The organism is Vibrio sp. 10N.247.310.24 (genome assembly GCF_041467175.1).
Taxonomy (GTDB): Bacteria; Pseudomonadota; Gammaproteobacteria; order Enterobacterales; family Vibrionaceae; genus Vibrio; species Vibrio tasmaniensis_A.
The window spans coordinates 1-13,561 of sequence record NZ_JBFSUD010000062.1 but is presented as its reverse complement, the minus strand read 5'-3'; the positions used below and the strand labels follow the sequence as shown (position 1 = coordinate 13,561).

The following is a 13,561-nucleotide window of genomic DNA, read 5'->3' as shown; positions in this document are numbered from 1 at the left end:
ATATGACCATGAAACTGAATTTCTCTTTATACCGTTACAACCCAGATGTGGACCAGAAACCTTACATGAAAGAGTACACCCTAGAGGTGGAAGAAGGTTCTGACATGATGCTTTTGGACGCGCTTATTCTTTTGAAAGAGCAAGATCCAACGATTTCATTCCGTCGCTCATGCCGTGAAGGTGTATGTGGTTCTGATGGTTTGAACATGAATGGTAAAAATGGATTGGCGTGTATCACGCCACTGTCTGCACTTTCTGGCCAAGATAAGATCGTAATTCGCCCACTTCCAGGTTTGCCTGTTGTGCGTGACTTAATCGTAGACATGACTCAGTTCTACGATAACTACGAAAAAGTTAAGCCGTTCTTAGTGTCTGATGGCAATGTGCCACCGGCTCGTGAAAACCTACAAAGCCCTGATGAGCGTGCTTATTTAGATGGTTTGTATGAATGTATTATGTGTGCATGTTGTACGACTTCATGCCCATCATTCTGGTGGAATCCAGATAAGTTCATCGGACCAGCTGGCCTACTTGCAGCATACCGTTGGCTAATAGATAGCCGAGATACGGCGACAGACGAACGTCTGTCCGATCTTGATGATGCATTTAGCGTTTTTCGTTGCCATGGCATAATGAATTGTGTAAGTGTTTGTCCTAAGGGATTAAATCCGACGAAAGCGATTGGTCACATTAAGACCATGCTAGTGAATCGTTCGGTTTAAGTTATATAAAAATTGCCGCCCTAGAAGTTTTGGGGCGGCCTTTTAATAGCTCGGCATAGACCGCAGCAAACGTGAAAACTACTGGTTAAGGGAAAATATGCACAACGGCGTGATGAAGGCATGGCTCGAGTCTTCACACTTGGCTGGCGCCAATGCAACGTACGTAGAAGAACTCTATGAACTGTATCTTAGTGACCCCGATTCGGTAAGTGACGAATGGAGAAGCGTTTTTGAAGAACTGCCTGTGCAAGCTTCAGAAGCGGTGGAACAACCACACTCTCGTGTTCGTGAATACTTCCGTCGACTCGCTCAAGAAACAAAGCATTACAGTGTCCAAGTTAGTGATCCAGATGTCGATGCGAAACAAGTAAAGGTTCTGCAACTTATTAATGCCTATCGATTCCGAGGGCATCAATCAGCAAATCTAGACCCCCTAGGTTTATGGGAAAGAGATACAGTCGCTGAACTGGACCCTTCTTTCCACACTCTTACCGAAGAAGACCTCAACGAGACGTTTAACGTCGGCTCTTACGCCATTGGCCAAGAGACGATGGTGCTTAAAGATCTCTACAAATCTCTAAAGCAAACGTATTGTGGTTCTATTGGTGCTGAATACATGCACATGACTAATACAGAACAAAAGCGTTGGATCCAACAACGTTTAGAGTCTGTATCTGGTCAACCGTCTTTCAATAAAGAAGAAAAGCAAGCTTTCCTAGAAGAGCTAACGGCTGCTGAAGGTCTTGAGCGCTATCTTGGTGTGAAATTCCCTGGTGCAAAACGCTTCTCTTTGGAAGGTGGTGATGCTCTTATCCCAATGACGAAAGAAATCATTCGTCATGCCGGTGGACAAGGCATGCGTGAAGTTGTTGTTGGTATGGCTCACCGTGGTCGTCTAAACATGCTGGTCAATGTGCTTGGTAAAAAGCCACAAGACCTGTTTGACGAATTTGCGGGCAAGCACAGCGATGATTCATGGGGTACTGGTGATGTGAAATATCACCAAGGTTTCTCTGCGGATTTCGCAACCCCAGGCGGCAACGTTCACTTAGCACTTGCATTTAACCCATCTCACTTAGAAATCGTAAACCCGGTAGTTATCGGTTCAGTACGTGCTCGACAAGATCGTCTAGACGATAAAGACGGCAGCCGTGTACTTCCAATTACTATCCACGGTGATTCAGCTATCGCTGGTCAGGGTGTAGTGCAAGAGACGTTTAACATGTCTCAAGCGCGTGGTTTCTGTGTCGGTGGTACGGTTCGTATCGTTGTAAACAACCAAGTTGGTTTTACGACGTCTAACCCTCGCGATACACGTTCTACGATGTACTGTACAGATATCGCGAAGATGGTTCAGGCTCCGATTTTCCACGTTAATTCTGATGATCCAGAAGCGGTTGCGTTCGTAGCGCGTCTTGCATTGGATTACCGTAATACCTTCAAGCGTGATGTTGTTATTGATTTGGTTTGTTACCGTCGCCACGGTCACAACGAAGCCGATGAGCCGAATGCAACACAGCCTTTGATGTACCAAAAAATCAAGAAGCATCCAACACCACGTAAGCTTTACGCTGACGTGCTAATGGAGCGTGGAGAGTTTGGTATTGATACGGCAACTCAACTGGTTAACGAATATCGTGATGCACTTGATCACGGTGAAGTTGTGGTTAAAGAGTGGCGCCCAATGGCACTTCACTCTGTGGACTGGTCTCCTTACCTAGGTCACGACTGGAACATCGAGTGGGACAATAAGATTGATATCGAGCGCCTGAAAGAGCTTGGTACTAAACTTTGCCAATACCCAGACAGCCACAAGCTGCAAAGCCGAGTAAATAAACTGTACAACGATCGAACTGCCATGGTGAATGGTGAGAAACAAGTCGATTGGGGGATGGCTGAAACTCTGGCTTACGCAACACTTGTTGACGACGGTAAGCGTATTCGTATCTCTGGCCAAGATTCAGGTCGTGGTACGTTCTTCCACCGTCACTCAGTACTGCACAATCAATCAGATGCAAGCACGTATGTTCCTCTTGCGAACATTCATGATAAACAAGGGCCATTCCAAGTGTTTGACTCTGTGTTATCTGAAGAAGCGGTACTCGCATTTGAGTATGGTTATGCGACAGCAGAGCCAAGCGGTCTCACCCTTTGGGAAGCACAATTTGGTGATTTCGCAAACGGTGCACAAGTTGTTATCGACCAATTCATTTCATCAGGTGAGCAAAAGTGGGCACGTCTATGTGGTCTAACTATGTTGCTTCCTCACGGTTATGAAGGCCAAGGCCCGGAGCACTCTTCTGCGCGTCTAGAGCGTTACCTTCAGTTATGTGCTGAACAAAACATGCAGGTTGTTGTTCCTTCAACGCCAGCTCAGGTTTACCACATGATTCGCCGTCAGGTTGTTCGACCAATGCGTCGTCCACTGATCGTAATGTCACCTAAGTCATTGCTTCGTCACCCTCTGTGTACATCTTCTCTTGAAGATTTGGCAGAAGGCACGTTCCAACCAGCTATCGCAGAAATTGATGATCTGTCTCCTGAGAACGTAAAACGCGTCGTGTTCTGTTCAGGTAAGGTTTACTTTGACCTGCTTGACCAAAGACGTAAGAACGAGCAAGACGATGTCGCTATTGTACGTATTGAGCAACTTTACCCGTTCCCTTATGAGGACGTGAGAGCTGCCATCGCACAATACACAAATGTAGTCGATTACGTTTGGTGTCAAGAAGAGCCACAAAACCAAGGTGCTTGGTACAGTAGCCAACATAATTTCCGAGCTGCTATCCCAGTGGGTGCTGATATTCAATACGCAGGTCGTCCTGCATCAGCGTCACCAGCTGTTGGCTATATGTCGGTACACTTGAAACAACAAAAGGCGTTAGTTGACGACGCTTTGACCCTACTTAAGAACTAGAAGTAAAAGGAAAATACGCACATGACAATTGAAATTCTGGTTCCAGATTTACCTGAATCTGTGGCTGATGCAACAGTAGCGACTTGGCACAAAAAACCAGGCGAAGCCGTTGCACGTGATGAAGTCATTGTAGACATCGAAACAGATAAAGTAGTTCTAGAAGTACCGGCTCCTGAAGCGGGTGTTCTGGAAGCTATCATCGAAGAAGAGGGTGCTACGGTACTTTCTAAGCAGCTTCTGGCTAAAATTAAGCCTGGTGCTGTCGCTGGTGAACCAACGAAAGACACGACTGAAGATACAGAAGCTTCTCCTGATAAACGCCACAAAGCGGCACTGACAGAAGAAAGCAACGACGCACTAAGCCCTGCTGTTCGTCGTCTTCTTGCTGAACACAACCTACAACCAGCTGACGTTAAAGGCACTGGTGTTGGTGGTCGTATTACTCGTGAAGACATCGATGCACACCTAGCAGCAGCGAAAGCGGCTCCGGCAGCAGCATCTGCACCAGCAGTTGAAGCGCCAGCAGCGGCTCGTAGCCAAAAACGCGTGCCTATGACTCGCCTACGTAAGACAGTTGCAAACCGTCTTCTAGAAGCGAAGAACAGCACAGCGATGCTGACTACTTTCAACGAAGTGAACATGAAGCCAATCATGGATCTTCGTAAGCAGTACAAAGACCAATTCGAGAAGCGTCACGATACGCGTCTTGGTTTCATGTCTTTCTACGTGAAAGCAGTAACAGAAGCACTGAAGCGTTTCCCAGAAGTCAACGCTTCTATCGATGGTACAGATATCGTTTACCACAACTACTTCGACATCAGCATGGCAGTATCAACGCCACGTGGTCTAGTAACTCCAGTACTGAAAGACTGTGACACACTAGGTTTCGCTGACATTGAAAAAGGCATCAAAGAGCTAGCAATCAAAGGCCGTGACGGCAAGCTAACTGTTGATGAGTTGATGGGCGGTAACTTTACTATCACGAACGGTGGTGTATTTGGCTCTCTAATGTCTACGCCAATCATCAACCCGCCTCAAGCGGCAATTTTGGGTATGCACAAAATCCAAGATCGTCCAATGGCTGTTGATGGTAAGGTTGAGATCTTACCAATGATGTACCTAGCGCTTTCTTACGATCACCGTCTAATCGACGGCCGAGAATCAGTTGGATTCCTAGTGACCATCAAAGAGCTCCTAGAAGATCCTGCACGTCTGCTATTAGACGTTTAGTATCTCTAAAACGTCTAGTTAACCCGGTTAGCTAGACGTAAAAAGTTTCAAAGGCTAGGCTGCTCAACGTCTGGCCTTCAATTGAACTGTAAAGCCATTAGAAAATGGACAGCAGTTGATTTGAGAAGACCCTACAGACGTACCACAGGAAACTGTGTCGTTATGGAAATAATAATCCCTTAAGGGAAAATAAACGGAATATCAAAATGAATTTGCATGAATACCAAGCCAAACAGCTGTTTGCAGAATTCGGTTTGCCTGTACCAGAAGGTTTCGCATGTGATACAGCACAAGAAGCTTTCGAAGCTGCAGGTCGTATCAGTACAGCCAAGAAAGTCGTTAAGTGTCAAGTACACGCTGGTGGTCGCGGTAAAGCGGGCGGCGTAGAGCTACATGACACCAAAGAAGGCGTTAAAGAGTTTGCACAAAAGTGGCTAGGTAAAAACCTAGTGACTTACCAAACAGACGCTAATGGTCAACCTGTAACAAAGATCCTAGTTGAAGAAGCATCGAACATTGCTAACGAACTTTACCTAGGTGCTGTTGTTGACCGTGCAACGCGCAAAATTGTATTCATGGCGTCAACTGAAGGCGGCGTGGACATTGAGAAAATCGCTGAAGAAACTCCAGAGTTGATTCACCAATCAGCGATCGATCCTCTAGTGGGCCCTCAAGCTTACCAAGGCCGTGAACTTGCGTTCAAACTTGGTCTAGTTGGCGATCAAATTAAACAGTTCGTTAAGATCTTCATGGGTCTTGGCCAAATGTTCTCTCAGTACGACCTAGCTCTACTAGAAATCAACCCGCTTGTAATCACTGGCGAAGGCAACCTGCTTTGTCTAGACGGCAAGATCAACATTGACTCAAACGCAATGTACCGTCAGCCAAAGCTTCGTGAAATGCACGATCCTTCACAAGAAGACGAGCGTGAAGCGCACGCAGCTCAGTGGGAACTGAACTACGTAGCACTTGATGGCAACGTTGGCTGTATGGTTAACGGTGCAGGCCTTGCGATGGGTACGATGGATATCGTAAACCTACACGGCGGCAAGCCAGCAAACTTCCTTGATGTAGGCGGCGGCGCGACAAAAGAGCGTGTAGCTGAAGCATTCAAGATCATCCTTTCTGATGACAATGTTAAAGCAGTACTCGTAAACATTTTCGGTGGCATCGTTCGTTGTGACATGATCGCTGAAGGTATTATTGGTGCAGTTAAAGAAGTTGGCGTAACAGTTCCTGTAGTTGTTCGTCTAGAAGGTACAAACGCAGACCTAGGTCGTGAAGTACTTGCTAATTCTGATGTTGATATCATTGCTGCTGTATCTCTAACAGATGCTGCTCAGAAAGTTGTTGCTGCTGCGGAGGCTAAATAATGTCTGTATTAATTAACAAAGACACTAAAGTAATCTGTCAGGGTTTCACTGGCGGTCAAGGTACATTCCACTCAGACCAAGCTATCGCATACGGTACGCAAATGGTTGGTGGTGTTTCACCTGGTAAAGGTGGTCAAACTCACCTAGGCCTTCCAGTATTCAACACAGTACGTGAAGCAGTAGAAGTGACTGGCGCAACAGCAACAGTTATCTACGTACCAGCACCTTTCTGTAAAGATGCAATCCTAGAAGCGATTGATGCAGGTATCGAACTGATCGTAACGATCACTGAAGGTATCCCTACTACAGACATGATCGACGTTAAAGTGAAGCTAGAAGAAACTGGCGTTCGCATGATCGGTCCTAACTGTCCAGGTCTTATCACTCCAGACGAGTGTAAGATTGGTATCATGCCTGGCCATATCCACAAGAAGGGTAAAGTAGGTATCGTATCTCGTTCAGGAACTCTGACGTACGAAGCAGTTAAACAAACAACAGATGAAGGCTTTGGTCAGTCTACATGTGTTGGTATCGGTGGTGACCCTATTCCAGGTTCAAACTTCATTGATATCCTAAAACTTTTCCAAGAAGACCCAGAGACTGAAGCAATCGTAATGATTGGTGAGATCGGTGGTACTGCGGAAGAAGAAGCGGCTGAGTTCATCAAAGCAAACGTAACTAAGCCAGTTGTATCTTACATCGCTGGTGTTACGGCTCCTCCGGGTAAACGTATGGGCCACGCAGGCGCAATCATCTCTGGTGGTAAAGGTACTGCTGAAGATAAATTCGCAGCACTGGAAGCAGCAGGCGTTAAGACTGTTAAGTCTCTTGCTGACATCGGTAAAGGCCTACGTGAAATCACGGGTTGGTAATCAGCTGGATTTTATCTAATGAGATAGAAGTTAACTGAACGATATTAAAAAGGCTTGGTCACTGACCAAGCCTTTTTTGTATGTTTTCAATGATACGAGATACGAGATACGAGATACGAGATACGAGATACGAGATCGTACTGATAAGTGCTAAGCTCGGCTTCTAACCATTTGAGATAACATAAACATTGCCGCAGCACTGATAACAACAGAAGGGCCGGCCGGTGTGTCATAGAACCAAGACAAGCTCAATCCTCCGAACACAGCGATAGAACCAATTACCGATGCAAGGAATGCCATTTGTTCGGGTGTATTGGCGAATTTTCTTGCCGTTGCTGCCGGAATGATAAGTAGTGAGGTCATGATTAACGCACCAACAAACTTCATACCTACCGCAATCACGATCCCAACCAATAGCATCAAAATAAGACGCATTAAATCAATGTTGATGCCATCAACCGCTGCGAGATCTTCGTTAACGGTCGTCGACAATAGTGGTCGCCAAAAGATAGCAAGTACCACTCCAATCACGGCAGCACCCGCATAGATGAATACCAAATCTGTCGGAGACACTGCAAGCAAGTCACCAAATAGGTAGCTCATTAGGTCAACGCGAACGTTATCTAAGAAACTCACGGCGACAAGACCCAAAGACAGAGCGCTGTGCGCCAAAATACCGAGTAGGGTATCGGTCGCGACCAGCTTTTGTTTTTGTAAAGTCACTAGCAACACAGCTAGCATCAAACAACAAATCAGCAGCGCGAAATACAAGTTAATGTTGAACAGAAAGCCAAGTGCTAAGCCCATCAAAGAAGCGTGAGCAAGCGTGTCACCAAAGTAAGCCATCTTGCGCCACACCACGAATGAACCTAGTGGCCCCGCGATTAGAGCAATGCCCAAGCCAGCTAAAATAGAGGGAAGAAGAAACTCAAGCATTAGTGGTGTCCGTGTTTATGGTTTGAACATTCATGCACGTCGCCTTCGACAGGCTGTCCTGCGAGATCATGATGGTGATGTTCGTGTTGGTGGTGATAAAAGGCTAAGGTCTCTTGGGTCGCGGTGCCAAAAAGTGCGATATAAGAGGGGTGGTGTTTGATGTCTGCCGGTGCGCCTGAACAGCAGATATGGTGATGCAAACAGATAACATCGTCTGTTTTTGCCATCACTAAATGCAGATCGTGTGAAACCATAAATACGGCACAACCAAAACGGTGGCGAATGGTATCGATCAGGTCGTACAGGTCTATTTGGCCTTGTACATCAACACCTTGTGCGGGTTCATCAAGAACCAGTAGATCGGGTCTTCTTAGCAATGAACGAGCAATTAGCACACGTTGGTTTTCACCGCCAGATAGTTGGTGCATGTTGCTCTTTTGTAGATGTTCAGCACCAACGAGCTTCAATGCTTCAAGGATCTCTTGCTGACTGAACTTACCAGTGAGCTTTAGAAAACGTTCTACATTGAGCGGTAGTGAATCATTGAGCTTTAATTTTTGTGGTACATAGCCAATTTTCAGTTTTTTAGCTTTTGTTATTGTGCCTGAAAATTTGGTCTGTAAACCTAATACCACTTTTACTAATGTCGACTTTCCTGCACCGTTTGGCCCAATCAGGGTGGTGATTCTGCCGCGCTCTAAATTTAGAGAGATGTTATCTAGAACTTTTCGACCGTCAAATTCGACGCTCACAGAATCTAGTTGGATTAAATTATCCATGAATAGAACTCATTTGCAATTCGCTAATGTTATAATGTAACATTTACCGCAAGCCTAAGCTACTTTTCTATTAACGAGGAATTATGTCACGTTCATCTTTTATACTTGCTACTTTGCTTTTAGCGCCAAGTGTTGCAAGTGCCAATACTATTCTAACAAGCTTCAAACCAATTCAAATGATTGTGACAGAATTAACGCAGGGCGTTAGTGAACCTGATGTGTTGATGAACAGCAATGCTTCGCCGCACGATTATGCGCTTAAGCCATCGGATGTCAAAAAAGTTCATAGTGCCGATATGGTGATCTGGTTTGGCCCTGACCTGGAAGCTTTTTTGACCAAGGTGATTGGTTCTAAAGAAAACGTTATCAAGATCAGTGAGATTCCGGGGATTAACTTGAGAGAGTTTGGACATGAAGACCACGATGCTCATGAAGGGCACAACCATGGTAGTCATGACCCGCATTTTTGGTTGGGTATCGATCAAGTCGAGGTCGCGGCAAAGTATATCTCAGCTAAGCTAATTGAGTCAGACTCTGATAACGCCATGGCGTATCAAGAGAATCTAGATTCATTCTTGATTGCTTTGAAAGAGAAACAGCAGGCGATTCATGAACAACTCGCGCCAGTGAAAGACAAAGGCTACTACGTATTCCATGACGCGTATGGCTACTTCGAACAAGAATTTAAGTTGAATAATCTAGGTCACTTTACGGTTAGCCCTGAGCGTAAACCTGGCGCAAAAAGTCTGATTGCTATCAAGAAGACTTTGGTACGTGAAAATGTTCAATGCGTATTTTCAGAGCCTCAATTTACACCAGCGGTGATTGAATCGGTGACTCGTGGAAGTAACGCTAAACAAGGACAACTTGATCCTGTCGGTTCGCAGGTTGAAGTGAAGAGTGGAAGCTATTTTGATTTTCTTCAGCAGCTTACAGATAGTTACACAAGTTGCTTGAGTGGAATGTAATCAATATTGAGTATTCTTTACGACACTTTGCTCTCGTTAATTGATGAATCATGCCGCTTTTTGCGGCATTTTCGTGACCGCTAAGATAAAACCTTCCAACAAATATCAAACCTCCTTTCTCCTTTGTCAATTTCAGCTAAAATAGAAGGATAATAATAAGCACAAAAAAACTCACTTTTTGGTTAATCAGCAACAAGCGTTGTGAGAACCAATATTTCATGTGTTGTTGCTGTTCAGGATTAAAAGTTGTATCGAATTATTTTCAAAATATTCATCTTAATGAGCATTTCATTTAGCGTTCTTGCGGTAAATACATCACCCTCCGTTTTCTACCCTTTGCCCGTTCAAGCACAAGGGAACTTCCTTGCGGCAAAAAACCTGTACTTAGGTGAAGGTGGCGGACTCTGGGTTCATGATGTGCATGGAAAAATACTTTTTTATGATGGCAGAACCCTATTCCCTCGAAAAGGTAGCCTTTTGCAATTTTCTTCAGAGAAAGTCGCGTTTCTTAACGATGAGTTTTGGACTTTCTTTGATAATGAGGTGTACCGACATAGCCCAGGAATCGGCAATGCACTTGCATTTAGTCTAAGCCCGGGGGCTGAGATCGCGAATATCGGTGCTTCCGGTGATTATATTTGGGTTACAGATGGCAGTAATTTCTATACGTACAATACTCAATCTTTAGAATTTAGCACTTACTCGCTTCTAAAATTGTATCGGTACAACAATAGCAGCGATATTACGATTAACGATGCTGAGCGGGTATTGTCAAAATGGGTGCTTGCGACCAGTTCCGGAGTGTACCTTTCTGATAGCCAAGAATTTACTCATATCGGTGCATCAGAAAAAAATCATATAGAGACGCTGTATTTTTCTATGGCAAGACGTGAGTTAGTCATTGGCACATTGAATGGTGCAGTGATCATAGATCTTGCAAATCCTGAGAAAGAAAGGTGGGTGCGTGGTTCGCATGTTCTTTCTCTCGCTGAAACAACCGATCAATACTGGATTGGGACTGAGCATGGTCTTATCAGCTACAACTTTATTACGGGGAAAATTACACGATTTGAACAAGCCGATAATCAAGACTTTTCGTTACCGGGTGAAAAGATATATTCGTTAATCAACGACCATGCTGGTGGAATGTGGGTCGCGACCAATAATGGAATTCGATACTTTTCACTGTTCAGCAGGACATTCTCAAGAACGCCATTAACGGGAATGGGGATGCACTCGAGTAGTGTGGTGATAAACAAAGTACAACTTGTTCGCGATCAACTGTCTTGGGTTGCTTCTTCCAGAGGTCTCTATTTAGTTGATTCTCAAAGTGAAGATAACCCCGTTCGTGTTTACTCTAACCCGGTACAGGACTTTGAGATCTTTGATTCTTCAATTTGGTTGGCGACTGCAGAAGGTATTATTAGTTTCAACACTGATACGTTAGAGGCTGAAAAGGTCGATCTACCAAGAGCGATTGAAGGTGTACCCGTTGAAAACTTTGCACTTGAAGCGGATAACATGCTTTGGATGACCTCGGGACAAAACCTTTATTCGTTATCTATCGAAACCAATAAGTTGACAAGTTATGGCACCGACTGGTTAGTTGATAAATTTTTGCCAGCAAAGATCACCGCTCTCAATATAGGTTTGCAAGGTCGTATTTATGTTGGTACTGATCACGGATTCTACTCTTTTCTTGATGAGAGAATTAGCTTTAGTCGTTCAAGCGAGCGGCTTGGCAAAGTGGTCGATATTGAAAAAGCGAAAGATGGATCCCAGTGGTTTGCGAGTAGCTATGGTGTGTATCGAATCCCTAATAACAGTTCTATTATTCAAGAGGTCACTCTTGTTGAGGAAAATATTAGTCCTAAATGTTTAATTAGCGATGATAATGGGATGTGGTTAGGCTCTTCGAAAGGTATTAGCTATTACGGATTGGATGGGCAACTGCATAAACATATCGGCTCACCATTTGGCTTGATCACCAATGAATTGGCTGCAGGTGCGTGTGCTCTGTTTTACAGCGAAGGTAGCCAGTCTACTAGGCTTATCTTCGGCTCAAGATATGGCGTGGTGAGTGCATTAGCTAATGAGCTATTGGTATCAACAACACCTCATAGCCGTGCATTGCTGAGCAAGATAAGTGTCGACCATCAGATAGTATCACTTGGTGGCAAGACCGCTGATTTAGATGAAATTCCTTATGGCTCATCAATCGGTTTTAAGATTGGAATTTTACCAGCGACATACACACCTGCAATGGAGTATCGACTAAGCGACAATGAACCTTGGAGTGAGTTTGAAGGGGGGTTACTAACACTCGATCACCTTCTTCCTGGGGACTATACGTTGGAAGTGAAACCCGTTAAGGACTCCCATTATCGCTTTACGTCAACGAACCAAAGCTTTTCTATTGCGGAACCTTGGTATCTGAGTAATTGGGCAGCAGCAAGCTCTCTTGTATTACTTATCTGTGTAGTGACTGCTTTGGTTTTTTGGCGATCGCGTTACGTCACTTTCGCCAACAGGCACTTAAAGGCGCAAGTTGCATTAAAGACAGATCAACTGAGGCATCAAAGCCGAATACTACTAACGACTAATCAACAGCTTAAAAAACAGTTGTCAGTTAAGAGTGCTCTTGTCACACATACTGCTAATGAACTCTCTTCTGAAGTTAATCATATCGCAGCTATGATCCCAAATTGGAATGATGAACAAGGTAAGTCGCCAATATTGACATTGAAAAATGGCTTGGCTCAGTTGAGTAACACGCCACAAGGGAAGGGAAAGGTTTGTTACGATATAATTTTAATCTTAGAAGCTGTACTCAAAGCTTGGCAGGACGATTTAGCCAAAGCCGGTATTGAACTGGATATTAAAGTTGAAACTAAACAACGACATGTATCCTTGCTGTATTTTAATCTTGATATTATTTTCAACAGTCTAGTCGCTAGCATCATTAAGAGAAATTTTAAGTCACAGAGTATGGTGGTATTGGTTGAAGAGGTTAAAGAGCACCTTGTTGTGACGATTCGAGACCATGGAATGCCTTTCCCAAAATTGACTTCAAGCATTAATGACAATACTGGAAAGTCGACCGACCTAAACATCGAAAAGTTGCCATTATTGATGAACCAGAGCGGTGGTGAACTGAATGCTTTTGTCTCGGACTCTCAAAATAAGGTTCAGCTTTCGTGGCCAATTGAGTACCAAGTGCTCGATAATCTTGAAGCCAGCACAATTGAACAGATTGAAACCATTAAGCTTGCCGCTTCAACGCCAGAGCAGCAAAAACTGACAGCGGAACAAGAGTGGAAGAACAGAGTGTCGCAGCTTGTGAGTGAAAACTACGCTGATGCCGAGTTCAGTACTGCAACTGCTGCTAAGTATTTGTTTATGTCTGAGAGAAGCTTACAGAGACGTTTTAAATCTGCTTACAACAAGACCTTTAAAGAGCATTTGAATGAAGTACGTTTGGAGCATGCGTGCGAGCGGCTACTTGCGGGAGAGAGGATTTCAGACGTCGCGTTTGATTCTGGTTTCAATGACCCTTCCTATTTCAGTCAAAGGTTTAAACATCACTTTGGTATGTCGCCATCTAAGTTTGCTGAAAACAACGAAGATCAGTGAGCTAGGGACGTCCAGTTACAACATAGATAAAGATACTTTGAGCCTCGACATTCGTGTTGGGGCTTTTTTATGCTTCTACGAGATACGAGATACGAGATACGAGATACGAGATACGAGATACGAGATACGAG

At 44.4% G+C, this 13,561-nt stretch carries 9 protein-coding genes; 7 read left to right on the top strand and 2 right to left on the bottom strand.

Features of this window, described 5'->3' with window-relative positions; translation table 11 throughout:
- Positions 1-8 precede the first annotated feature (8 nt).
- The 5 genes from AB6E08_RS17055 (at position 9) to sucD (ending at position 7,114) form a co-directional block, all read left to right on the top strand.
- Positions 9-722: a succinate dehydrogenase iron-sulfur subunit gene (locus AB6E08_RS17055; RefSeq protein ID WP_372063492.1), complete on the top strand. Its 714-nt coding sequence runs from the start codon at positions 9-11 to the stop codon at positions 720-722.
- 97 nt (positions 723-819) lie between these two features.
- On the top strand, positions 820-3,639 hold the full coding sequence (sucA, locus tag AB6E08_RS17050) for a 2-oxoglutarate dehydrogenase E1 component (protein WP_372063494.1): 2,820 nt from the start codon (positions 820-822) through the stop codon (positions 3,637-3,639).
- A 21-nt stretch (positions 3,640-3,660) separates the two neighbouring features.
- Entirely contained in the window at positions 3,661-4,869 is a 1,209-nt protein-coding gene (gene odhB, locus AB6E08_RS17045; protein WP_009847318.1) for a 2-oxoglutarate dehydrogenase complex dihydrolipoyllysine-residue succinyltransferase, read from the top strand.
- A 206-nt stretch (positions 4,870-5,075) separates the two neighbouring features.
- Positions 5,076-6,242, top strand: coding sequence for an ADP-forming succinate--CoA ligase subunit beta (gene sucC, locus AB6E08_RS17040; protein ID WP_009847317.1), 1,167 nt, complete (start codon positions 5,076-5,078; stop codon positions 6,240-6,242).
- Positions 6,242-7,114, top strand: coding sequence for a succinate--CoA ligase subunit alpha (sucD, locus tag AB6E08_RS17035; RefSeq protein WP_004734209.1), 873 nt, complete (start codon positions 6,242-6,244; stop codon positions 7,112-7,114). The genes sucC and sucD overlap by 1 nt, the downstream gene beginning before the upstream one ends.
- A 150-nt stretch (positions 7,115-7,264) precedes the next feature.
- Here sucD and znuB read toward each other — a convergent pair whose 3' ends face one another.
- Both znuB and znuC read right to left on the bottom strand, forming a co-directional pair.
- Positions 7,265-8,050: a zinc ABC transporter permease subunit ZnuB gene (gene znuB, locus AB6E08_RS17030; RefSeq protein ID WP_009847315.1), complete on the bottom strand. Its 786-nt coding sequence runs from the start codon at positions 8,048-8,050 to the stop codon at positions 7,265-7,267.
- On the bottom strand, positions 8,050-8,829 hold the full coding sequence (gene znuC / locus AB6E08_RS17025; protein ID WP_012604527.1) for a zinc ABC transporter ATP-binding protein ZnuC: 780 nt from the start codon (positions 8,827-8,829) through the stop codon (positions 8,050-8,052). The genes znuB and znuC overlap by 1 nt, the downstream gene beginning before the upstream one ends.
- An 83-nt stretch (positions 8,830-8,912) precedes the next feature.
- On the opposite strand from znuC, the gene znuA reads away from it, so the two are divergent.
- Positions 8,913-9,797, top strand: coding sequence for a zinc ABC transporter substrate-binding protein ZnuA (gene znuA / locus AB6E08_RS17020; RefSeq protein ID WP_009847313.1), 885 nt, complete (start codon positions 8,913-8,915; stop codon positions 9,795-9,797).
- A gap of 246 nt (positions 9,798-10,043) precedes the next feature.
- Positions 10,044-13,430, top strand: a complete 3,387-nt coding sequence (locus tag AB6E08_RS17015) for a helix-turn-helix domain-containing protein (protein ID WP_372063498.1) — start codon at positions 10,044-10,046, stop codon at positions 13,428-13,430.
- Positions 13,431-13,561 lie beyond the last annotated feature (131 nt).